At 42.2% G+C, this 22579-nt stretch carries 20 protein-coding genes and 2 pseudogenes; 2 read left to right on the forward strand and 20 right to left on the reverse strand.

Going from position 1 to position 22579, the window contains the following annotated elements:
- Positions 1-14 precede the first annotated feature (14 nt).
- From O6R05_RS04525 to O6R05_RS04565, 9 genes are all read right to left on the reverse strand, one after another.
- Complete coding sequence (locus O6R05_RS04525) at positions 15-1274, reverse strand: N-acetylmuramoyl-L-alanine amidase (protein WP_271190812.1); 1260 nt, start codon at positions 1272-1274, stop codon at positions 15-17.
- Positions 1264-2256 carry an AIR synthase related protein gene (locus tag O6R05_RS04530; RefSeq protein WP_271190813.1) on the reverse strand — a complete coding sequence of 331 codons (993 nt, stop codon included), beginning with the start codon at positions 2254-2256 and terminating at the stop codon, positions 1264-1266. The genes O6R05_RS04525 and O6R05_RS04530 overlap by 11 nt, the downstream gene beginning before the upstream one ends.
- Entirely contained in the window at positions 2243-3394 is a 1152-nt protein-coding gene (locus O6R05_RS04535) for a type IV pilus biogenesis protein PilM (protein ID WP_271190814.1), read from the reverse strand. The genes O6R05_RS04530 and O6R05_RS04535 overlap by 14 nt, the downstream gene beginning before the upstream one ends.
- Positions 3387-4076, reverse strand: coding sequence for a prepilin peptidase (locus tag O6R05_RS04540; RefSeq protein ID WP_271190815.1), 690 nt, complete (start codon positions 4074-4076; stop codon positions 3387-3389). The genes O6R05_RS04535 and O6R05_RS04540 overlap by 8 nt, the downstream gene beginning before the upstream one ends.
- Complete coding sequence (locus tag O6R05_RS04545; RefSeq protein WP_271190816.1) at positions 4073-4432, reverse strand: competence type IV pilus major pilin ComGC; 360 nt, start codon at positions 4430-4432, stop codon at positions 4073-4075. Before O6R05_RS04545 ends, O6R05_RS04540 begins: the two co-directional genes overlap by 4 nt.
- Before the next feature lie 3 nt (positions 4433-4435).
- Complete coding sequence (locus tag O6R05_RS04550; protein ID WP_271190817.1) at positions 4436-5617, reverse strand: type II secretion system F family protein; 1182 nt, start codon at positions 5615-5617, stop codon at positions 4436-4438.
- Positions 5618-5753: 136 nt separating this feature from the next.
- Complete coding sequence (locus O6R05_RS04555; RefSeq protein ID WP_271190818.1) at positions 5754-7136, reverse strand: GspE/PulE family protein; 1383 nt, start codon at positions 7134-7136, stop codon at positions 5754-5756.
- 1 nt (position 7137) lies between these two features.
- The gene (topA, locus tag O6R05_RS04560) at positions 7138-9213 is read right to left on the reverse strand and encodes a type I DNA topoisomerase (RefSeq protein WP_271190819.1); all 2076 of its coding nucleotides are present in this window, start codon (positions 9211-9213) and stop codon (positions 7138-7140) included.
- Positions 9214-9325: 112 nt separating this feature from the next.
- Positions 9326-10678: an oxaloacetate decarboxylase subunit alpha gene (locus O6R05_RS04565; protein WP_271190820.1), complete on the reverse strand. Its 1353-nt coding sequence runs from the start codon at positions 10676-10678 to the stop codon at positions 9326-9328.
- 475 nt (positions 10679-11153) lie between these two features.
- Between O6R05_RS04565 and brnQ the strand changes: the two genes are divergently transcribed.
- Positions 11154-12473: a branched-chain amino acid transport system II carrier protein gene (gene brnQ / locus O6R05_RS04570; protein ID WP_271190821.1), complete on the forward strand. Its 1320-nt coding sequence runs from the start codon at positions 11154-11156 to the stop codon at positions 12471-12473.
- Between the two features lie 18 nt (positions 12474-12491).
- Here the strand turns inward: brnQ and O6R05_RS04575 are convergent, their stop codons facing one another.
- The 5 genes from O6R05_RS04575 to hflX are packed head-to-tail and all read right to left on the reverse strand — an operon-like array spanning position 12492 to position 16158.
- Positions 12492-12962 carry a GNAT family N-acetyltransferase gene (locus O6R05_RS04575; protein ID WP_271190822.1) on the reverse strand — a complete coding sequence of 157 codons (471 nt, stop codon included), beginning with the start codon at positions 12960-12962 and terminating at the stop codon, positions 12492-12494.
- 48 nt (positions 12963-13010) lie between these two features.
- Positions 13011-13553 (reverse strand): glutathione peroxidase, encoded by a 543-nt coding sequence (locus O6R05_RS04580; RefSeq protein ID WP_390904726.1) that lies wholly within the window; start codon positions 13551-13553, stop codon positions 13011-13013.
- A gap of 2 nt (positions 13554-13555) precedes the next feature.
- Positions 13556-14269 (reverse strand): NAD(+) synthase, encoded by a 714-nt coding sequence (gene nadE, locus O6R05_RS04585; protein WP_271190823.1) that lies wholly within the window; start codon positions 14267-14269, stop codon positions 13556-13558.
- Positions 14247-14900, reverse strand: a complete 654-nt coding sequence (locus O6R05_RS04590; protein WP_271190824.1) for a YigZ family protein — start codon at positions 14898-14900, stop codon at positions 14247-14249. Before O6R05_RS04590 ends, nadE begins: the two co-directional genes overlap by 23 nt.
- On the reverse strand, positions 14890-16158 hold the full coding sequence (gene hflX, locus O6R05_RS04595) for a GTPase HflX (protein ID WP_271190825.1): 1269 nt from the start codon (positions 16156-16158) through the stop codon (positions 14890-14892). Before hflX ends, O6R05_RS04590 begins: the two co-directional genes overlap by 11 nt.
- Positions 16159-16241: 83 nt before the next feature.
- Between hflX and O6R05_RS04600 the strand changes: the two genes are divergently transcribed.
- Complete coding sequence (locus O6R05_RS04600) at positions 16242-16427, forward strand: hypothetical protein (protein ID WP_271190826.1); 186 nt, start codon at positions 16242-16244, stop codon at positions 16425-16427.
- A gap of 64 nt (positions 16428-16491) precedes the next feature.
- Here O6R05_RS04600 and O6R05_RS04605 read toward each other — a convergent pair whose 3' ends face one another.
- The 6 genes and pseudogenes from O6R05_RS04605 to O6R05_RS04630 form a co-directional block, all read right to left on the reverse strand.
- A complete protein-coding gene (locus tag O6R05_RS04605) occupies positions 16492-17808 on the reverse strand; it encodes a sodium-dependent transporter (RefSeq protein ID WP_271190827.1) in 1317 nt (438 codons plus the stop codon).
- 1 nt (position 17809) lies between these two features.
- Positions 17810-18442: a tRNA (guanosine(46)-N7)-methyltransferase TrmB gene (gene trmB, locus O6R05_RS04610; protein ID WP_271190828.1), complete on the reverse strand. Its 633-nt coding sequence runs from the start codon at positions 18440-18442 to the stop codon at positions 17810-17812.
- A 371-nt stretch (positions 18443-18813) separates the two neighbouring features.
- Positions 18814-19892 (reverse strand): annotated as a pseudogene (mobQ, locus tag O6R05_RS04615) (MobQ family relaxase); the annotation flags it as partial.
- Between the two features lie 417 nt (positions 19893-20309).
- A pseudogene (locus O6R05_RS04620) lies at positions 20310-20600 on the reverse strand (DUF3847 domain-containing protein).
- 212 nt (positions 20601-20812) lie between these two features.
- Entirely contained in the window at positions 20813-21565 is a 753-nt protein-coding gene (locus O6R05_RS04625; protein ID WP_271190829.1) for a hypothetical protein, read from the reverse strand.
- Positions 21549-22421, reverse strand: coding sequence for an ABC transporter ATP-binding protein (locus tag O6R05_RS04630; protein ID WP_271190830.1), 873 nt, complete (start codon positions 22419-22421; stop codon positions 21549-21551). The genes O6R05_RS04625 and O6R05_RS04630 overlap by 17 nt, the downstream gene beginning before the upstream one ends.
- Positions 22422-22579: the final 158 nt, after the last annotated feature.

The raw sequence follows: 22579 nt of genomic DNA on the forward strand, positions 1-22579 counted from the left end.
ACCTCTTTTTAAACTCACTTTACATACTTTGCCACGTAATTTTCGATGCCGTTTGCAATGGCTGTGGCCAAATCATTTAAATAGGCTTCATCTTCAAAGCGGCGAGCCTCATCGGCATTGGACACGAAACCCAACTCAGTCAATGCCGCTACCGTCTTTGTCTTGTTGAGCACGACATAGCTGGAGCCGTTTTTCACACCTCTGTTATTAGCGCCGGTCACACGAATGAGTTCCTTTTGAATGGCATCGGCCAAATATTTTTGAACATGAGCTTTAATACCGACGGTCTTTTCATCCGCATAAAAAGTTTCAATCCCCGACGCATCCGAATTTGTAGAATAGTTAAAGTGAATGGATACAAAGATCTCAGCATCGTTCTCGTTGGCGACCTCCGCACGTTCAAGCAAGGTCAGATACTCATCGGAGTCCCGAGTCATCAGCACTTCATATCCCAGACTTTGAAGTTTGGGTTTTAAAAGCTTTGCCACTTTTAAATTCAGTTCTTTTTCTTTTACACTGTCGTTATTTGTACCGGGATCCTTGCCGCCATGACCCGGATCCACCACTACGGTGACAGCACCTTGTTTCTCAATGGTTTCAGAAATGGTGCGCCGCGTTTGCTCAGGCACTTCCAACTCTTTATCCGAAGCCCGTTCCCGTTGTTTCAGCTCATTGAGCGACCGGTATCCGTCAGAGTCTTTCGGTTCAATAACTTCTTTGTCTACCGTGGTTGCAGCCCCATTATTGGACTTTTCAGCCGCCACTGCGTCATGAGCAATAGCTGCCGTTTTAAATTGGTCGACACTGGCGGTTTGAGACGCTTGATCCCAGCTCACCGTGTAACCTAAAGCTTCCGATAAAAATCGAAGAGGAACCATGGTCTTCGTAGCATAATCAGGTTTCACATACTGTGCAAACTGCGGAATGGAATCTTCCGAGATCGTATTTTTTTGCCCGTTGACATAGACTACCGTTGAACCGATCTGCAGTTTGACTTCGTCAGATCCGCTTATAATGGTCGCAGACTTCGTGGCATTGTCCCAGTTCACTGTAGATCCCAGCTTCTCTGAAATTTCGCGAATAGGTACAAAAGTTCGCCCACCCAGTACATACGCGTCGTAAGCCGTGTTCAAGCTGCTGTCATTCACCTTGACGGTGACACTGTTGACCTTCGTAGACGTATCATTAATCGTAACCGTAAAGGTCTTTGCATAACTCACCGTAGATAAAAGCATGCTCAATCCGAAGGCAAGTAATACCGCTTTAATTTTCATGTTTTTCCTCCAAATTTGGACTCTGTAGCGCCCGGTAAAGTTCGTCAGTGGTCGTCTCGGTGAGATGGAGACTCCCTTCATCACTGATGAGCGTCACACCACTGCCCTCTTCCACCGTGCCAATAGCGGTAATTGCCACCTCAGAGCGCAGGCGTTTAAAGTCGTCTTTACTGAAAATCATCACCATACTCCCACTTGAAATCAGGCGGTATGGATCAATCTCATAGGCCTCGGCGATACGCCGCTGAAGGCTGCCTATGGGAATGCACGCTTTCTCAATGCGAAGCGCTTTGTCAATACTGTGGGCGGTTTCAATGAGAGCACCGTAGACCCCGCCTTCTGTAATGTCGTGCATAAACTTGACGCCACACGCCATCGCCGACGCAGCTTCCTTCACAACAGAAAGTTTTGAAGCGAGCCCTTCTGCCGCTTGCATCTCCTCGGCAGTGAGAGTGATCGGCTTTAAATCCTTAAGTATCATCGTGCCTTCAATAGCAATTTCTTTTGATACACACACCACATCCCCCGGCTCAATGGCCTTGGGATCCATAAGGTGATCGCGTCTGAGCTTGCCAATAACCATGGATGTCACAACGATGCGATTGACAGCATCGGTAACTTCCGTATGGCCTCCGATAATTTCGAGATGTAAACGCGCTGCCTGTTCATCTGCCTGGATCATAATACTTTCCAATGCCTCCAAGGTGGCAGTCGGCGGTGCTAAAACGCTCAACAATACACCGACAGGTTCTGCCCCTTCACTGGCCACGTCATTGGCTGAGACATTGATGGCGAGGCTTCCAAGCTCCGATTCAGATCCTGTAATGGGATCAATGGAAAGCACCGCCAAGTGTTCACCCAAATCCAGCACACCGGTATCAATGCCGACACCGGAGCTTAAGAGCACCTCATCTCTGCGATGATGGATATGTGTAAAGATATAAGATTGAAGTTCACTGTCTGTAAGCTTACCTAGTTTCATTATCTAACCTTATTTCCAATTCAAAACGGAGTTGATTATTCCGCAGCTCGGTGCTCACCAGGGTAATTTTCGAATCCTGATCCAAAATAGTTTGTAGCACCTCAGAAGAGATGGCCCATCCCCTCAAATGCATCGACCTGCTTTGATAGCGATACTCCTCTATAAGTATACCATCTGAAGCTTTTCCTTCAAAGTATTTTACATAACCTTCAAACAATTCTTGAGGCGACACTTTCTGAGGGGTTTCACTCGCATAAGTAGGAATCGGTTCCGATTCCATCGCGCGGCGTTGAGCAGACAAAAAGAAAAAGATACCTAGATTGATAACTAAAAAAGTCAAGATCCACAGCGGTAGAAGCGATCTTTTCTTTGTTGCCACCGGCTTCAAATTAAGACGGCATTGAAGATCCGAACTTTGAAGCGGCCGCCCAGGCAACGACATCACCTCGGTCATATCACCCATGAGGATGTACGTCGTCTCATGGAGAAGCGGTCTTAAAAAAGACCATTTTCCCTCCTGAAATATCTGGAGCCGTCCTTTAACGTCCTTCAGAATATCCTCATCTGCGGCCACAAACTGCCCGTTTAAAATCCGTGACGCATCCGACACAGTCAAGTTCTGAGTTTTTAAATATTGCACACATTCCGGTGTGGTGTGTGCGCGAAGACGGCCGTCGCTGTGATCCACATGACCGGCTGAAACATTGATATACGGTTCCAAGACCGCATGAGCCAAGCTGTAAAACCCTATGAGTTCAATCCCCGCCTGAGAAAAAACTTTAGTAAACTCCTCAAAGATATCTCGACGAAGAAGCAAAGCCCGAATCTCACGGTCTGCATCAAAGCTGTACACATAGTCCTCAAGATCTACAGGGACAAGGCGTTTAAGCTCGTAGTAAACATATGACGCTACATCTTTATCTTCCACCTCATCTCGCTCGATAGTATAGTCGATAAATTGAGGACTATCGAGAAAGAGACGTCCCTGTTTCACCTCGTCACCCCATGTCTTTTTCAAAAGATACGTCAGTTCCATAGGCTCGACGATAACGCCTTGTTCGATCAGTCCGAGAGGTAAAGTCAACGACTCGTGACCTACTCGATGAATGGCTCCGTCATATACAATAAAATTATCCATGTAAAAGTACCTCAACAATCCCAAGGGCAATAAACGGGAGAAAAGCCATAGCGTCCTTCCTCTCACGCTTTTTTACAAGCAATAACGCCACCGCATAAAGCGCTGCAGAAATATAGGTGACCTGGACGAATCTCAGCACGTCCCGCCAGGAATGCACAAGTACCATGCCCCCGCTCGCCAACCACACATCGCCGCTGCCCATCCAGCCCTTCGCAGCAAAAAGATACACCACCCCACCTACTACAACCATAAAAGGTACCTTGTGTAGGGCAAAATTCGGAAGCACTGTGATAACAAAGGCGTAAAGCAGTACAGACGGTACGTTCATATCCCGAAAATCCAAAAAGCTAATCGCCAAAAGCAATACGATCCGAAACGCATTTAAACCCGAGGCAAAACTCAAACCGAAGCGTTGATAGCACAGCACAAAAAGCAAGCCGCCCAAGCATTCAAAACCAAAGTACATCGGTTCGATCTTAGAATGACAGTGGCGGCATCGTCCTTTCAGTAACACGAAACTGACAATGGGTATGAGCTCCCAAGGACTTAACTCGGCTTGACAATGACTGCAACGGGAACGACCTGTAAGAAAATGACGCAAGGCACCGTCAGCCAAGGCCTCACCAAAACAGATCACTCCGGAAGTCAGCACTGCCCCGAGAAGAAAAATTAAAAGTTTCACTGTACAGCTTGAAGTTGATCTCCGCTCACTTCAACTTCCCCCGGTGATACGGTGACTTCGCCATTGGTCCCGACAGATACGGTAAAATTGTCCCCAAGACCTTTAGCCGGCTGTGGTACGTCCCCTTCAATGTACTCACCTAAGGCTGTGGCATCAATGGCACCGGTGTGATCAGGATGCTCTATCTGATACATCACACCGGCATTGCGCAGTTCTTTCACGTTGATATTGTGCGCGGCAGCTTGTGCATTGAGGTGAGATTTAGTAAAACGCGGAATGGCAATGGTGACTAAGACCAACAAAATGGCAATGACAATAACAAGCTCAATAAGCGTAAATCCCTTTTTCTTTTTCATACTTTACCTCCAAGAGACGTAATTCACGATGTCAAACATTGGCATGGCGACAGCAAAAATGACAAATCCAACGAAAATAGCAAGCAAAATAATGACAACAGGCTCAAAGACTGATAGGAAAATCCTGGTCTGCATTTCAATGGCACGCTTAGTGTTGTCGTGAAGGGCATTTAAAATCGTTTCAAAATTAGCTGATGACTCCGCTACTTCAAACAGCATAATGGTCATGGCATCAAAATACATTGAGCACCGCAAGGATTCGGACAGCGGTGTGCCGCCATAGAGTGCCTTACGAGCCTGACGAAGATCAGTTTTCAACTGTTCCTGGGGCACAGCTTCCTCTACAATATAGAGCGCATCCTGCAGCTGTACTTTAGAACGCACTAAAAATGCCAGCATAGTTAACACATCGGAACGCTTGATATCGCGATAGAGTTTAACGTGCATAAGCCACCGCTCCACGGTGCGCCGCCCTGCCTTTGAACGGACATAGAACATTCCAACGGCAATGACAACGATAAATACGCCAAGAAGTATCCACTTGTACGCACTCACGAAACGCGAAATATGTAAAAGCACTCGTGTCATCCATGGCAGACTCACTCCAGCTTGAGTGAAGAGCTCTTCAAAACCGGGCATCACACCTAAGACTACAAAATTGATGACAAACACCGTAACAAAGATCAGAAGGACCGGATAGACCAGGACGGAAGCCATTTGTTTTGTTAGCGATTCCCGATCATGGTAGTACGTCGAAAGCTGCGCCATGACAAAGGATAGATTCTCCGAAGCTTCGCCGACTTCAAGGAGTGTCGCCACAATGGGTTCAAAGGCACGAGTTGCCGCAAACCCTGCGGACAAACTGCACCCTGCAATCAGATCTGCATCAATCTTTCTAAAAAGCTCCGCCTTCTTTCCCCTTAGCGTCCGACTCACCATACTGAGAGCTTCTACAGCAGGAATCCCGGCAGCAAGTAAAATGTGGAGCTGATAAAAAATATAGGCAAGCTCCCCCGGTCTGAAGCGACTTATGACATGACTCAGATCCCAACCGCCTTGCTCATCAATAGCCACAATGCGGTATCCTTGAGCTAAGAGCATCTTTTCACAGTCTTCGAGCGACGACGCTTCCAGCGTCCCTTCCACTCGCTTACCTTCTAAAAAGCCGGAATAGTTAAAAATCATACCAACCTCATTTTCACTGTAATTCATCTTTTGATAGTGTAATTATATCGCTGTTTTTAGCGATTTAAAAGTTTTTCTTACTGATGACTCAATACAAAAAAGCCCAATCTTTCGATTGAGCTTCTCCATCTTGTGATCACAAAGTCAGAATATTTTTATACACTTCTTCAACGGATGTGACACCTCGTGTCACTAACGTCTCCAGACTTTGTTTGAGTGTCACCGTTTGACCGGCTGCAGCCTTGCGAAACTCTGCCAAGCTCATAGGCTGAACCATTTTTTCTCTCAATGCATCATTGAGAACCAAAAGTTCAAAGACGGCTTGCCGCCCTCGATAGCCATCATGGCACAAGTCACAACCTGTCGGTTCAAAATGGGTCATCGTCTTGTCAAAAAGCTCCACATAACTTTGCGTCGCCACCTTACAGCTACAGAGTTTGCGAACAAGACGCTGAGAAATCACCCCCACCAAGCCTGCCGCCAAAAGATACGGCTCGATCCCCATGTCCCTTAAACGATAGATCGCAGAGGGTGAATCGGATACGTGAAGCGTCGAAAAGACTAAATGCCCGGTGATAGCTGCACGAAGAGCCGTTTGTGCCGTTTCGGCATCTCGGATTTCACCCACCATAATTTTGTCAGGATCCAAGCGCAAAATACTTTTTAATCCCGTATTAAAACTCCGTCCAAGCTCCGGTGCAATTTCAATCTGATTAATGCCTTCAATTTTATACTCCACCGGATCTTCAATCGTCATAATATTGGTGGTTCGATTGTAAAGCGCTTTAAGTAAAGTATACAGTGTGGAGCTCTTACCGGAACCGGTCGGTCCGCAGACGAGAATCAGACCGCTTGGTTGATGCAGAAGTCGCTTCACTATTTGTTGTTCCTCCGCCCCGAGTCCAATGCCATCCAAGGTAAAGTCCACATGAGAGCGATCCAAGATCCGAAGCACAATCTTTTCGCCGAAAGCCGTCGGCGTAATCGCCACACGGATGTCGACTGCCTGGTCGTGATATGTGAAGCTAAAGCGTCCGTCTAAGGCGTGGTTGCGAATAGTATAGTCTAGATGGGCAAGAATTTTAATTCGCGTCGCCATGAATTTAAAGTACTCTTTTTCGATGACCGCAACATCCCGCAATATGCCGTCCACCCGAATACGCACAACGACCTCATCGCTCAAAGCATCAAAATGGATGTCCGAGGCGTCCATATCAACGGCATAACTGACAATCTGATCTAAAGCTTCGGCACTCTCCGCTTCGCTGGAAAAACTGAGGCGCTCCTTTCTTGTGATCGGACCGTTAAACTTCAACTGCAACGGTTTATTGTCCATGTGATATGCCACAGCACGCTTCATCTGTAAAGTGTGTTCATCCACCTCTTCAAAAGTGATATGACTGCCAAAAAGCATCTTCAAAGTACTCTTGACATTCGCATCGCCTGCCTCTACATAAAATGACGTCTCGCTAATCGGCACAGCCTTGTAGTGCTCCGATTGTTCCCGTGTCAATTTCATATTAACCCTCAGTGTTTTCTCGGTAATCACAATTCGGATTGCTGCATTTTATCCCATGCTCCTTGCGTGAGTTGGCCTCAGTGAGAATTTCACCGCACTTTGGACAGGTGCGATCAATAGGTTTGTTCCAAGTCACAAAATCACATTCCGGATAGTGGCTGCATCCATAGAATTTACGTCCTTTTTTACTCCGCTTGACGACAATTTGTCCATCACCGCACTTTGGACACGCGACGCCTATCTTTTCAATAAGTGGTTTGGTATTGCGGCACTCCGGAAATCCGGGACAAGCGAGAAACTTGCCGTAACGACCGAATTTAATCACCATGTTGCGACCGCATTTGTCACAGATCACATCAGTCACTTCCGGTTTGATGGCCACTTTTTCTATCGACGTTTCCGCCACATCCAGATCTTTACGTAAAACCTTGTAAAACTCTGCCACCGATGCTTTCCATGGCTCGTCCCCTTCGGCGATTTTATCCAATTCTTTTTCCATATTGACGGTAAAGTTTTCGTTGATAATGTCGTCAAAGTATTGAGTGAGTAAGTCGTTGACAGTAATGCCCAACTCTGTCGGTACCAACTTTTTCTCGTCGATAACCACATAATAACGCGACAAGAGTGTGGTGATAATAGGCGAATACGTAGATGGACGCCCGATCCCGTGTTCTTCCAAATACTTGATGAGGCTCGCCTCATTATACCGCGGCGGCGCTTGAGTAAAGTGTTGTTCCGGCAACAGCTTCGCTGCCTTCACCACTTCACCTTCGTCCAAATCCGGAAGAATATTATCCTTTTCTGAACTGTAGTCCCATACTTTTAAAAAGCCGTCAAATTTAATTTGAGAACCGCTGGAACGAAAAGCATTGTCGTTACTTAAGATATCAATATTCATGGTAGCGTACTTGGCCGCTGCCATTTGAGATGCAACAGTCCGCTTCCATATCAGTTGGTAAAGACGAAATTGATCCCGTGACAGCGCGTCTTTAATTTGAATCGGCTCACGCATAATACTTGTAGGGCGAATACATTCGTGGGCATCCTGTACATTTTGTCCCACCTTATGCGTCCGATGAATATTTTTATACTTGCTACCGAAACGTTGATCAATAAAGGATGCAATCTCTTTAAGGGCCACATCGGAGATCCGCACCGAGTCTGTACGCATATAACTGATCAGACCCACAGAGCCCTGCCCCGGCAAGTTTATCCCTTCGTAGAGATTTTGTGCCAGCATCATGGTCTTTCTCGTGGAAAAGCCCAACTTCCTTGACGCTTCTTGCTGCAACGTAGAGGTAGTAAAAGGCAAATAGGCATTTTTAGATCGTGTGCCTTCTTTAATTTTTTGAATGACAAAGTGATCGCTATCAATGGAGGCTATGACCTCGTCAGCCGCTGTCTTGGACGTCATATCAACTTTGTGAATCTTGCCGTCCTTCCATTTACCTACAAATTTCGAGACGAATTTCTTGCGGCTTTTCTTTAACTCTGCATCAATACTCCAATACTCTTCCGGTATGAAGGCGTCAATTTCCTTTTCTCTGTCACAAATGAGCTTGAGCACCACAGATTGAACCCGCCCTGCAGAAAGACCGCTCTTTACTTTCTTCCATAGTAAAGGAGAAATTTTATATCCTGCCAAACGATCCAAGACTCGGCGTGCCTGCTGTGCATCCACCAAATTTCTATCAATGCTTCGCGGTGTCTTCACATTGGCCTTTACCGTATCCGGCGTGATTTCATTAAAGGTGACGCGAATCGGTGCACTGGGGTCCAGACCTAAAATGTGACTCAAGTGCCATGATATGGCCTCCCCTTCACGATCAGGGTCCGTGGCGAGTAAAATTCGGTCACTGGCCTTGGCCTCTTTTTTCAACTCTTTAATCAGTGGCCCTTTGCCCCGGATATTAATGTACTCTGGCTCAAAATCATCGTCAATGTCAATCCCCAGCCGTGATTTGGGAAGGTCACGAATATGACCAACCGACGCTACAACCTTGTAGTTTCGACCCAAAATCTTTTTAATTGTCTTAGCTTTAGTTGGTGACTCGACAACAACTAAATTCTTCGTCATAACTACACTCCCTTAAATTTTAATAAAGTTATCATAACATATACTGTCAACTTCAAAAACTCTTCCTAAATTATTTCATAAAAAAGAGACCCTGAGGTCTCTTTATCTTGCTTTATTCTGTGTACCCATACTTGTATTCCAAGAATTTGCGCCCCACTTCCGGGAACAGCGTATACGTTAAAATATCCTCCTGAGACTGGGCAATATCTCCCACTTCTTCAATAGACTTTGGAAGACCCGGTTGCAAATGATTGGCCGGACGGTCTGTGATAACTTCCGCATCGCCGATAATAGATTGCCGAAAAGCTTCGTCCACAGGCACCGGTGTCTTGCCGTAAAGGCCTTTCAAATAATCTTTGACCTCGTTCGGTACCATCTTATACCTTGCCCCTGAGATAATATTGAAGGTAGCTTGGGTGCCGACCATTTGACTCATCGGGGTCACTAGCGGCGGGAATCCCAAGTCAGCCCTTACACGAGGCACTTCGGCCAACACCTCTTCATACTTATCCAACTTTTTCAAATTGGAGAGCTGTGAATAAAGGTTGGAGAGCATCCCTCCGGGCACTTGATAGAGCAGACCTTTCGGATCGATAGAGAGCATTTTTGCAGGCAACGTGCCATCATCCATGTACTTTTTCTTTACATCCTGGAAATATTTGGACAGCTCTTCCAAGACTGCCATATTTAATCGAGTTTGGTTGCCGCTTTCTTTGACAAGAACTGCCAGCGTTTCTGTTGACGGTTGCGCTGTGCCGCCGGAAAACGGTGAAATAGCCGTATCAATAATATCTGCACCGGCTTCCAAAGACTTCATATAGGTCATGGAGCCCATGCCTGTCGTCTCGTGAGTATGCATTTCAATAGGCAAATTGGTATGCTTCTTCAAAGCCTGTACTAATTCATACGCTTTATACGGCGTCAAAATGCCCGCCATGTCCTTTACACAAATAGAATCCGCCCCCATTTCCGTCATCTGTTCCACTAACTTGGCATAGTAGTCAACAGTATGGATTTCAGAGGTCGTATACGAAATGGCCACTTGCGCTTCTGCGCCATAGCGTTTTGTAGATGTAATGGAGGTCTCCAAGTTTCTCACATCGTTTAAGGCATCAAAGATACGAATGATGTCAATACCGTTTGATACCGACAACTCAATAAACTTATCGACCACATCATCAGGATAGTTTTTATAGCCTAAAATATTTTGCCCACGAAGCAGCATTTGGGTTTTGGTATTTTTTAAATGGGACTTAATAAAGCGAAGGCGAGCCCATGGATCTTCGTTTAAGAAGCGAATACATGAGTCAAAGGTTGCGCCACCCCAACATTCCAGTGCTCGATAGCCTGCCTGATCCAACAATTGGATAGCACCTGCAAAATCTTCAGTCCGCATCCGTGTTGCCATGAGACTTTGATGGGCATCTCGCAGGACCGTTTCGGTAAATTCAATCATTTTTGTCATTTCCTTCACTCCATTACTGTATTTTTAATAACCTCATTATATGATAGACGTAGCCTAAATTCCAGTGAGAAGCCTCGGTTTATCCTAAGACTGTTGCATTTAAAATGTTTCCCTATCGACGTTGCCGCTCACAAAGAACGAAAAGGCTTTTCATGTCCTGATTCAAATGCAAATTCATCGGATCATGGATAATCCATGGCACGTTATGACTGTAGCTATCTACCACATATCATATCGCGACTTCACTACTTTCGTGCACGCTAAAGATCTTGCCCCTACACTCAAATAATTCAACCTGTATCTGCGAATCTCCATATCCGATTGGTATCAGCACAAAGAAGCTTGAGAAAAAGGTCAAGATTTTTATCACTTTATTTACCACTTTAAAGTTTTTTATCATCAATTCTTCTAAGTATTGATAAAATTTCTCCGGTTTGATATTATTCTAACTATTATAAAAAAAGGAGTTGATGAAATGAAACAAAAAAACATCATGCTTGTCTCTGCCATGGCATTATTCTCCATGCTCTTCGGTGCAGGCAATCTTATTTTTCCGCCGACCTTGGGCTTGACTACCGGCGCCGATTTTTTTAAAGCATTTATAGGTTTTGTCATTACCGGTGCAGGTCTGGTGCTCCTCGGTCTGATCTCCACCATCAAAGCCGGCGGCACCATCGAATCTGTTGCAAGAAAACTCGGAGCACCTTTTGCCTCCCTTTTCGGTGCACTGATTTTGATTTCCATAGGACCCGGTATTGCCATCCCGCGAACAGCTGCAACAACCTTTGAGGTGCTTCAGGGTTCACTCTTACCGAATCTCAGTCCGGTTGTTTTGTCTGTAATATTCTTCGGTATCACGGTATTTCTGATTTTTAGACCCAGCGGTGTCATTGATGTTATCGGTAAATTTCTAACTCCCGCACTTTTAATCCTTCTCGCCCTACTTATTATCAAAGGTTTTCTTACGCCGCTCGGACCTATTGCACCCACAGAATTTTCCGGCGATTTCAGCTACGGATTTCTGGAAGGGTATCAAACCATGGACATGATTGCCGCTTTGGCCTTTACCATTTTAGTTTTAAAAGGTTACCACAACCAAGGAATCACTGACCGTGATGAGGCCGCATCATTAACTGCCAAAAGCGGTATTTTTGCGGCAGTAGCTCTAGGCTTAGTCTACTTGGGACTCACTTACATTGGAGCCACTACTTCCGGCCTCGGATTGCAAGACTTAAGCCGCGTACAGCTTCTCATCTATACTGCCCAAACACTTTTAGGATCTGCCGGTGCCATTGCCATTTCTCTGGTCATGGCTCTTGCATGTCTCACCACCTCTATCGGTCTTACCTCTACCGTGGCGGACTTCTTTGAACGCCTCACCGGCGGTAAAGTTAAATACTCGGTGTGGGTCATTCTCAGTTCGCTTATCAGCGGATACTTTTCCATTATGGGCGTGGATCAAATTGTCGCTATTGCAGCACCGGTACTTTCCATGCTCTATCCTGTAGCCATGACACTCATCTTCCTCAATCTCTTTCCGGAGACCTTCCATTATGCCAGCACCCATATCGGAGCTGTGGTCGGTGCACTGGTCCTTGCCGTCAATGAAATCACCAAGCTTCTCACCGGTGAAGGCGTTACACTGATTGAGAACTTTATCGCCGCACTGCCTGAGATGCTTCAAACTTTCTATTGGATCATACCCGCCGCGTGCTTAGGGTTAATCTTTACTTTGATTTTTAAAGATAAACTTCATCCTAAAGAGCCGATCAACCATCTGTATACTAAAATATAAAAAAAAGTGACCTTCGGGTCACTTTTCTAATGCAATGCGCGGTCCAATGCCTTCCAATTCAATAGGTCCTCGGGTTTTAAATCCTATAGCACCTAAAAGTCCTCGCATTGTAACGTTGTCGCTGTGCGTATCGATACGCACACTTTTTTGTTGTGCCTTTGCCATATCGAGAATATGCTCCAGAAGCTTTTTCCCGTACCCCTTGCCTTTACTATCGGCCACGACTTTATGCACCGCCATATAATCTGCGTTGCCTTGCCAAAAGTCATATCGCTCATAATCGGCATCATAGTCCGAAAGCATCGCCGCAGCAAGAATTGCCGTGCCCTCAACTAACACAATCATGTGAAGCGTATCATGTTCATCCACCTGTGGTGTGAGGGGAGGCTGCCACTGGTCGATGCCATGAGCTTTTAAATACAGCGAGCCTTCCTGATAGAGCGTATTTAAACTCGCCACATCTTCCGGCTTTGCTTGTCTAAATTCCATAATAACTCCTATTACAAAGCACCTTCGGGCGCTTATTTTTTTCACAGTTTATAATAGGGCTTCCACAGCATCTCGAACCTTGTCCATAGGAATGGTCGGCTCAAATCGCTCAACGACGTTGCCTTCTCGGTCCACGAGAAATTTCGTGAAGTTCCACTTGATATCTGCGTTATTTTTATAATTCGGGTCCTGCATTTTGAGAAGACCTGCCATAGCCAAAGACTTAGGTCCAATGCCGAAACCCTTAAATCCCTTTTGCTGTTTCAAAAAGGTGTACAATGGTAACTCCTGTGCTCCATTCACATCAGACTTTGCCAGCTGAGGAAACTCGGTGTGGTAAGTGAGCTCACAAAACTGTTGTATCTCTTTATTAGTCCCTGGAGCCTGACCTTTAAACTGATTGGAAGGAATGTCAATAATCTCAAACCCCCGATCATGAAAGTCGCGATACATGGCCTGAAGCTCTTTGTACTGCGGTGTGAAGCCGCATTCCGTAGCAGTATTTACCACCAGAACCACATTGCCCTTGTAGCTTGATGTGGAGATATAAAATCCGTCGCCATCTTTTAATATAAAATCATAAAAAGTCATAATTACCTCTCATAACGCGGCGCAAACTGACGCTTGTGCGCTGCCCGTTCATGCATGGCCTCAATTTTTGCAGCAATGGTTTCATCCACCCTTTCCCCTCGAATGTGAGCGTTTAAAGTATCGTAGTCAAAACCCATTTCCACTTCATCGGTTTGATTAGCCCACAGGCCGGCTGATGGTGCTTTATTAATAATAGCCTCAGGAATACCCAACTCCCATGCCAACTCATAGACTTCATCCTTTAAATACGATGCAATAGGCATTAAATCGGATCCGGAATCGCCGTATTTGGTGTAATAACCCACATAGAATTCCGATGCGTTGGAGCATCCTAGGACCAGGTATCCTTTGGCCTGAGCATAATAATAAAGTGTAGTCATGCGAAGACGCGGTTTAATATTGGAGCGTGCCATATCGTGATTCAAAGCCCCAGCAGCACCGACCAGTGCGTTAAACGATGCCGTCAGATCCACTTTTTCAACATTCAGATTTAAAGCTTCAGCAACGATACGAGCATCCTGCTCATCCCGTTCCATACTTTCACACGGCATGATCAGTCCAAGGGTATCATCGGGAAATGCTCTTTTAGCAAGAGCTGCACATACAGCAGAATCAATACCTCCACTGATACCTAAAACAAAACCCTTGGCATGGGCTTGCTGCGCCACACTCTGCATCCAATCTACAATATGATCAATTTCCTGTTTTGCGTTCATAAATTATTTTCCCATCCTTTACTGGCAGAACATCACATCCCAGCACCTCAAGGGTTCCTTTTGCCGAAGTGAGTTCCAAAATATCTTCAGTCAGTTTACCACTGCCTTCTTTTGCATGCAAGATAAGGCTCACGATGTCACTGTAATCTTCCCGTAAAACTTGATACCCATTTTGATTGAGGTAATACATGATGGTGCCTTGCATACTGTAATCAAACGTCAGCTTGACGCAGTCCATAGGCGTCATAGTCACTATGACACTATTAGACAGCGCATCGGTTGTCGCTTTAGTATAAGCACGCACAAGACCCCCTGCCCCGAGCAGAGTGCCACCAAAATAGCGTGTCACCACACAAAGTATATTGGTCAAATCCTCTTTTTTCAACACTTCAAGAATGGGGATGCCCGCCGTGCCTGAAGGCTCTCCGTCGTCGCTGTAGCGCTGAATGAGTTTCGCCTCACCGATAATATAGGCACTGCAGTGATGACGTGCCTGCGGATGTGCTCGTTTCACCGTGGCAAGGGCTTCATGAGCTGCCTCTTCATCCTCTATAAAAAAGAGATTTGCGATAAATCGTGATTTTTTTTCTTCATAGAGGCCTTCTGACGATTGATAAATACTACGGTACATAGACAAACCTTTGATAACGGGCAAGCTCCGATTCCTTTAGCACCACATCTACGTAGATCCCGTCGTCTTTATAATCCAGCGTCTCATGATGGTGCGTGCTTAACAGTTCAGAGAGCAAAGGTTGATCAGCATAGCCGAATTTTAAATGCACATCAATAAAGCGTTCCGGCAAATGTGTCTCAATGGCTTCCAATACTACATCCATCGACGCATCTTTTTTAGCTGAAATGTAGATGCGGTTGTCCCCGTGAGTCGGGTCAATGTAAAGCTCTTCGTCCACTCTGTCCATTTTGTTAAATACCGTTAAAATCCGACTGCGATCCACGTGCAAGTCTTCTAAAATGGACATGGTGGTCTGATACTGAATTTCCAAATCGGTACTGGATGCATCAATCACATGAAGAATCAAATCCGAATACTTAATTTCTTCAAGAGTTGACTTAAAAGCCTCAACGAGCTTCGTCGGCAGTTTGGAAACAAACCCCACCGTATCGGAAATAATAAAGTCCATCCCATTCTTCAGTTTTGCCTTTCGTGAGCTGGGATCCAATGTAGCAAAAAGCATATTCTTCACAAAGACTTCTTTGGAATCTGAACTTTTGAGACGATTCAACAATGTGGACTTGCCTGCATTGGTATACCCCACAAGAGATACTACCGGAATGGCGTTACCGGTACGATGTTGGCGTTGTGTGGCACGGGATCGCTCCGCCTTCTTCAGTTTTTCCTTAATAGCATGAATCTCTCTTAAAATTCGTCGCCGATCCGTTTCTATAATCTGCTCCCCGGGACCGCGAGTGCCGATGCCGCCACCGGTTCTAGACCATCCGTCGATGCCTAAAAGCCGCGGCAATTGGTATTCAAGTTGTGCCAATTCCACTTGCAGCTTCGCCTCATACGTCGATGCACGAATGGCAAAAATATCCAAGATAAGGTTGGTACGATCCAAAATCTTTACCTTGAGTTCATCTTCTATATTACGCAGCTGAATCCCGGAGAGTTCGTCGTTAAAAATCACGACATTGGCCTCTAAAGGTTCAAGCAACGCTTTTATTTCTTTAATTTTACCTGCGCCAATTAAAAATTTCGGTGAGTATTTCTCAAGGCGTTGGGTCACTGTGCCGACCACATCTCCCCCCGCCGCTTTCACCAACTCTTCCAGCTCGTGAATGGATGTCTCCAAGGAGTTGGGGTAAGCACCTAAATCCGTACCCACAAGAATAGCGCGTTCTCTGTTATTATTTTGTATAATCTCCATACTGGAATTATAACTGATTTAGGCAACTTTATAAATATGGGTGAAGCCGCTTCTTTTGTGGTATAGATATTAAGAGGTGGATTATGATTAAAAAATTATTAGTCTTGGGCACAAAACTCGCCCTTCAAAACAAGTTAAAAGGAAAGCCAAGCCGTATCCCTGCCAAAAATATTATAAACATTGCGAGAATTTCCGCTCGCATGAAAGCTCGCACTACCATCGGTTCCATGCAGCGTAAGCGCCGTCTAAAAAAATTGTTACATCATTAATCACATTAAAAAGGTCTTTAGGTTGAAATCAACGCTAAAGACCTTTTTAAATTGCAAATAAATTTTAAAAAGCGATGCGAAAGACCAACGCAATGACGCAAATGAGAATGGCAAACGGTACATAGACAAAACGACCGATATTGTGCCAGAAGGTGCCGTAGTGCCTTGCCGCACCCATGTTAATTTCATCGAGCAGATCTTCTTTCTTCATTACCCAAAACCAAGTAATTGCTCCAATTGTCGCACCAATTGGTATGATGTAAATACTCACGAAATCCATCCACGGCCCCCATTGGGAGATAGGCTCCATAAAAATACCGATGCCGAAGAGCAATAATCCCAAGACCACCAACGTCGGAATTCGTTTCAGATTCGTAAAGCGGTGCATCAATGATTCAGCCACCACTTCAAGCATATTTTGAAGCGACGAAATGCCGCCAAAAATCACCGCCACATATAAAATCACAGCGAAAAGACGACCTGCCGGAATTTCCTGTAAAATTTTCGGCAGCACGACAAAAAGCAGTTGCGGCCCGGCACTTTGTTCCATACCATAGGCAAAAGTAGCCGGTACCATGACAAAAGCAGCCACCGCGGCTGCAATGGTATCAAACAGTGCTGTTTGTTTGCTCGCACTGACAATATCCTCTTTTCTGTTTAGATACGCACCACAGACAATCATACCACTCCCTGTAACAGACAGAGAAAAGAAGGCTTGTCCCATCGCCGTGACGATGGTATTGACGTTTATGGCCTCGCTAAAATCCGGTTGCAGCATAAATTTGTAACCTTCGAAAGCACCCGGAATCAACGCCACACGCACTGCCAGGATCAGAAACAAAATGAAAAAAGCAGGCATCATAATCCGATTGGACTTTTCAATAGAACTGGCCCCTTTAACGCAGGTAAAGATGGTCACTACCACAATAAAAAGATGGAAAGGTACTACAGAAAAGGCCGTGGATGAAAATCCGCCGAACCACGCTTCGGAATTCAAGTTCATCAGCGTCCCATCCAAAGATTGAAACAGTGCCTTCGTAATATACGAGATAATGACAGCATAGCCAATGGCAATGCAAAACGATCCAATCAGCGGCAAAAATCCGATGAATCGACCTATCGTAGTAAAACCACGTTCAGACCATACCGCCTCATAAGCTCCAAGGGTTCCCGTGCCGGCACGACGCCCTACAGCAAATTCCGCACTGAGGGCTACATAGCCGAAAACTACCACAAAAAAGAGATAGATAAGTAAAAACGCAGCCCCACCGCCTTGTTGAAGCTTATATGGAAAGCCCCACACGTTGGCCATACCGACGGCTGAACCCACTGCGGATAGAATAAATCCCAGCTTGGAACTAAATTTTGATTCGTTTTTCATATCATAACCTCGCTTTGACATACTTTATCGGAATTCCTCGACTCCGCCATTTACTTTCGTATTCAGTGATAATGGCATCAGGATAGTCTTCCGTCTTCATATCGAAAGTGTAATCCTCCAAACTAAATCCTTCATCTTTAAAATACTCTAAAGACGCTTCAAAAAAATCCAAATCATCAGTTTTTAACTCGATGTAAGATCCCGGTTGCAATATCTGTTTATATTTTTCTAAAAACCTCGGATGGGTCAGGCGCCGTTTATGATGCCGTTTTTTGGGCCACGGGTTGCAGAAATTGATATAAATACCTGCCACCTCGTCTTTACCGAAATACTCGTCAATAGCATTGGCATTGCCCGCAATGCCTCGTACATTAAAATGTCCCGCTTCTTTAAGCTTTCTTGCCGCATAGATAAAAGCATTCGTATCCATTTCAATGCCTACATAGTTGGTATCAGGATGTCGTTCACTCATCGTCTGCAAGAATTTGCCCTTACCACTGCCAATCTCCACATAGATCGGATGATTGTTCTCAAAGAGAGCGTGCCAAGATCCAGCGTACTGTTTCGGTTCAAAAGTAATATAGGCGTTCTCTTCCATTTCAGGAATAGCCCAAGGTTTGTATCTAAGTCTCATAAATCCAACTTTCTTTGTTTGATAATATATTTCGCTTTAAAGCGACAAATTGCCGTGTGATTATTTTACCTGCCTTGTGACACTTTGTCAACAACTCATTATAAATTATTTCTATGAAAGTTAAAACTAAAAAACTTCTTTAATTTACGGCATTACTATGAGCATAATTGAAAAATTTTAAATAAATCACATCGACATCTTGATCCGGGTGGAATGTATCATATATGGTATCTACGTCACTTTTCTATCAAACACTATCTTGGTAAGTGAAAAGCTTGCTTGCAGGATAGTCTCTTCAACGATATCGCTAACACTTAGTGATAGTTATGACCAAATCGTTATACTTGCTTTAAAAAACTGTAACGCATATGTCCTTGTAGGTCTGATATGGTTTTTATTTTGTTTTCTCTTAGATAATTTATTCCACTTGCATATCTTTTTAGATCATAGATTGCTTTGTTTCTTTTGCCATAAAATGATAATTCAGCTCTATTATTTTCTTGCATTTCTTGATAGAAGCTTAAATATTCATAAAGGTTAAAGAGTCCTGATTCATTTTCGATTTGCTTTTTACTTTGGTCTTTATATTCCTTGTATGATTCTTTTAGCTTATCTTTGAAGCCTGCTAACCATGATGTTATTTTCTTTATTTCATTGCCTATGTTTTTTAATAGTTCATTCTGTTTTTTTATTTCACGATTTATATCTCCTTTTTCTGTCCTTATTCCTTTTCTTCCATTGCACTAGCACTTGCTCCTAGATGTATTGTTGGTATTTGTTTTATGCCTTGTCTTTTAAAACTCCTATGGTCTACTCTTTTTTCTGCTCCTGCTCTTTCTAAATATTTGTTACAAAGATTAGAAAAATTTTCTCTCCATTTTTCTACATTGCCTTTATCGTTCCAGGTTGTTAGTTCTACTTTTCTTGTCTTAGGTTTTCCATTTTTGTTTAAAATCTTTTCACCTTTTTCATCTAGGATATATTCTTTTTTGCTTTTTTGCCCCCATGTTCCATCTTCATTTATTGGTCTTACTATGGTCATTATATGAGCATGAATGTTTTGATTTCCCTCTCTACTTTCATCATGGATTGCTAGGTCTACTATCATTCCCTCTTTTACAAAATTGTTTTGAACATATTCTTCTATCAGCTTTTTATTTTCTTCTATGCTTAACTCTTTTGGTAGGGATATGATAAAGTTTCTTGCAAGTTGGGCATTAGAGTTTTTCTCAAATAGTTCTACTGAGTTCCACAAGGTTTTTCGGTCTTTATATTCTTCTGGTGCGTGATCTGGCAAAAATATTTCTTTGCTAATTACTCCTTGTTTTTTGGTGTAGTCATGGGTTACTCCGTCCCATTCATTTTTTATTTTTTCTCCACTTATATATGCTGCACTTTTGCCTTTTCCTCTTGATATTATGTTTACTGAAAAATGAAAACTGTCTGACATTTTTTATCACTTCCTTTCTTTGTTGTTTTAGGTGGAGGCTTAATAGATTTTTATATCCTCTTTGTGAATGAGCGTTTTGAAATGATAGAATTAAAAAAAGCCGACTACTGAATTAATTTTTGTTGTTTCACCCTTACGGGTACAGGCAGTTAGTCGGCTTAATTGTTTTATTCATTTCAAATTTTAAAAGTCAAGGGCGAGCCTTAGCGAGTTTATTTACCCTTGACTTTTAATACCCTCGCCTAATTATCTCTACAACTCAAATAAATTTTCGTTGGAGATAATTGACTGGGGCAGACCCAAAGCGAATGGTTGTTGCTCCCTGCAAGGGTTTGGCTCCGCAGGACGCAAGCACCCTTTAGGGTGTATAATTGCGCCCTTAGAAAATCTAAGGGAGATTTGATTATTTTATTTTTCCTAATTTTCTCTTATTATTTTTAGTGTTTCTTTGAATTCTTTTGTCTTTGTTCCTTCTTCTAGTAGGATTTTTATTTCTTCATCTGTTAGTTCTTCTGCAATTTCTATAAGGCTTTCTAAGATTGCTCCTCTTGTTATTAGTCTATGAGTTCTTTATTTTCTTCTTTTTACTATGTCTTGTTTTAATATCTTATTTTCTTGATTTTTTAGTTGCCTTAATCTTTCTTCTGTATCATCTATTTTATCTTTTATTTCTTTTGACTCTTGTCTTAGTTGTTCTAGTTTTTCCATAAAATACTCCTTTCTTGCAATAAAAAAAGACGATGAAGATATACTCTCCCCGTCCTATTATTTGTATCTTAAATTAAATGTTTTGTTAAAAATATTATATTATCACCTCCTAAAGTCTGATATAGAAAAAGTGCCTAAAATCATAGGCACTTTAAGAAATTTGACTCAATCTTTTTATTCTAACTATTAAATAGTTTATAAAATATATATTTTTATAGGTCACTTTTTTTGAATTTTTTAATTCCTAAAAAAGAAAATAAAAATACTAGTCCCCAGTTAATTATCATATATTTAACAAAAATAATTGTATTCCAATTATCTAAAATTTTATTTAGATAATAAAATGGAGATACCAATTGAACTTTAGGAAACTCTTTCAAGTACATTAAAATTATAAAAACTATTATAAATATTCCTATAGAAACAAAAGGTTTAAAATTCATACTCAAACTTTGAACCATACTTATTACAAAAATGTATGAAGACCATAATGAAATAATTATTAAAGTATCACTTATCCAGTCTTTACTTACAATGCTACCACTTGCAATTTTTAAATTTGATATAAAAATGTAATAGCAAAATATAGAAAATAAAACAAATAAACATGTAATCACTGTCCAATAAATAATTTGAGCGTATAATTTTGCTCTATAAACTTTACTTCTATTGTTTATTCTTGTGAGCATTACACTAATACTATTATTTTCTATTTCTCCTCTTAATATATTTGAACTATTTATTGCTAATATAATATAAACAATAAAAGCCATATATATAAAAGTAAACATGTCCTTTGCAAAAGAAAGTCCATTAACCAGTTCACTACTATTGTAAGTAATAATATTTGAGTTTCTGTACACACCTATTGAATAAAGTAATGGCATTAAAAACATAAAAAATAAAATTAAATTTTCTTTTCTTTTAACCTGCTTACCAATTTCAAATTTAATGATTTTCAACATTATTATTCACCTCTAACATCTTTTCTAAGGGATTTATAACCTTTTCAATTTTTGTTATTTCTGTTATTTTTGTAATATTCTTTATTTTGTCATTAAGATTTCTTTCTGTAACCTCAACTGTAGTTGAATCAATTTTTTTAACAATAGAGTCATCAATTCCACTACTATCTCTAACCTTTATTATTATTGAACTCTTTATATCTAGATTCCCATCATAAATTTTTTTCCCATTTCTTATTACAACCAACCTATTACACAAGGCTTTAACTTCATCTAAATTATGATCCGAAAACACAACTGCCATTTGCTTTTTTTCTACCATATCTTTTACATATTCTTTAACCATATTTCTCCCATTGACGTCAAGACCTACAAATGGTTCATCTAATAACATAATTGATCCTGAATTCAGTATTGCCTGTGCAAATCCTAATCTTTGTTTCATTCCAAAGGAAAATTCTTTTATTTTTTTGTTCTCAACATTTTCAAGACCAACTATTTTTAAAACACTTTTAATTTTCTCATTTACAATCTTTTTATCACTTATTCCGTTTAAATATAAAATAGCTTTTAAATTTTCATAAGTATTAAGATAATCATAAAAACCAGGGTTAACAGAAATTCCAAATTTTTTTCTACATTTAGAATCAATTCCTAATTTTTCCCCCTCATAAAAAATCTCTCCTGAATCTGCTAAAATTTTTCCAGACACTGTGTCTAATAAAGTTGTTTTCCCAGCACCATTAATTCCTATTAGACCTACAATTTCGCCTTTATTCAAATTCATTGAAAAATTAAATAGTCCTTTTCCATTTCCATAATCTTTTGTAATGGATTCTAATTTCAATAGTTCCATAACAATCCTCCTCATCACTTATTTATAAATATGATAACAAATAAATATTACACTCACGCTATTCTAATCTTTCTCTAATATTAATAAACCTTTCAGCAGTCTTAAATATTTTAAAATTAAAAGTCAATAAAAAAAGATCTAGAAGAATATCCTAGATC

Source organism: Peptoniphilus equinus (assembly GCF_027921445.1).
In the GTDB taxonomy this organism is placed as follows: Bacteria; Bacillota; Clostridia; order Tissierellales; family Peptoniphilaceae; genus Peptoniphilus; species Peptoniphilus equinus.

What these genes read in the sequence shown, in the direction of transcription:
- O6R05_RS04530 (WP_271190813.1), bottom strand. Translation starts at nt 2,256, where the DNA reads ATGAAACTAGGTAAGCTTACAGACAGTGAACTTCAATCTTATATCTTT.
- O6R05_RS04580 (WP_390904726.1), bottom strand. Translation starts at nt 13,553, where the DNA reads ATGACTTTTTATGATTTTATATTAAAAGATGGCGACGGATTTTATATC.
- O6R05_RS04555 (WP_271190818.1), bottom strand. Translation starts at nt 7,136, where the DNA reads ATGAAATTGACACGGGAACAATCGGAGCACTACAAGGCTGTGCCGATT.
- O6R05_RS04600 (WP_271190826.1), top strand. Translation starts at nt 16,242, where the DNA reads ATGATTAAAAAATTATTAGTCTTGGGCACAAAACTCGCCCTTCAAAAC.
- O6R05_RS04550 (WP_271190817.1), bottom strand. Translation starts at nt 5,617, where the DNA reads ATGATTTTTAACTATTCCGGCTTTTTAGAAGGTAAGCGAGTGGAAGGG.
- O6R05_RS04525 (WP_271190812.1), bottom strand. Translation starts at nt 1,274, where the DNA reads ATGAAAATTAAAGCGGTATTACTTGCCTTCGGATTGAGCATGCTTTTA.
- topA (WP_271190819.1), bottom strand. Translation starts at nt 9,213, where the DNA reads ATGACGAAGAATTTAGTTGTTGTCGAGTCACCAACTAAAGCTAAGACA.
- nadE (WP_271190823.1), bottom strand. Translation starts at nt 14,269, where the DNA reads ATGAACGCAAAACAGGAAATTGATCATATTGTAGATTGGATGCAGAGT.
- O6R05_RS04590 (WP_271190824.1), bottom strand. Translation starts at nt 14,900, where the DNA reads ATGTACCGTAGTATTTATCAATCGTCAGAAGGCCTCTATGAAGAAAAA.
- O6R05_RS04545 (WP_271190816.1), bottom strand. Translation starts at nt 4,432, where the DNA reads ATGAAAAAGAAAAAGGGATTTACGCTTATTGAGCTTGTTATTGTCATT.
- O6R05_RS04625 (WP_271190829.1), bottom strand. Translation starts at nt 21,565, where the DNA reads ATGTTGAAAATCATTAAATTTGAAATTGGTAAGCAGGTTAAAAGAAAA.
- O6R05_RS04565 (WP_271190820.1), bottom strand. Translation starts at nt 10,678, where the DNA reads ATGACAAAAATGATTGAATTTACCGAAACGGTCCTGCGAGATGCCCAT.
- O6R05_RS04605 (WP_271190827.1), bottom strand. Translation starts at nt 17,808, where the DNA reads ATGAAAAACGAATCAAAATTTAGTTCCAAGCTGGGATTTATTCTATCC.
- hflX (WP_271190825.1), bottom strand. Translation starts at nt 16,158, where the DNA reads ATGGAGATTATACAAAATAATAACAGAGAACGCGCTATTCTTGTGGGT.
- trmB (WP_271190828.1), bottom strand. Translation starts at nt 18,442, where the DNA reads ATGAGACTTAGATACAAACCTTGGGCTATTCCTGAAATGGAAGAGAAC.
- O6R05_RS04630 (WP_271190830.1), bottom strand. Translation starts at nt 22,421, where the DNA reads ATGGAACTATTGAAATTAGAATCCATTACAAAAGATTATGGAAATGGA.
- O6R05_RS04575 (WP_271190822.1), bottom strand. Translation starts at nt 12,962, where the DNA reads ATGGAATTTAGACAAGCAAAGCCGGAAGATGTGGCGAGTTTAAATACG.
- O6R05_RS04535 (WP_271190814.1), bottom strand. Translation starts at nt 3,394, where the DNA reads ATGGATAATTTTATTGTATATGACGGAGCCATTCATCGAGTAGGTCAC.
- brnQ (WP_271190821.1), top strand. Translation starts at nt 11,154, where the DNA reads ATGAAACAAAAAAACATCATGCTTGTCTCTGCCATGGCATTATTCTCC.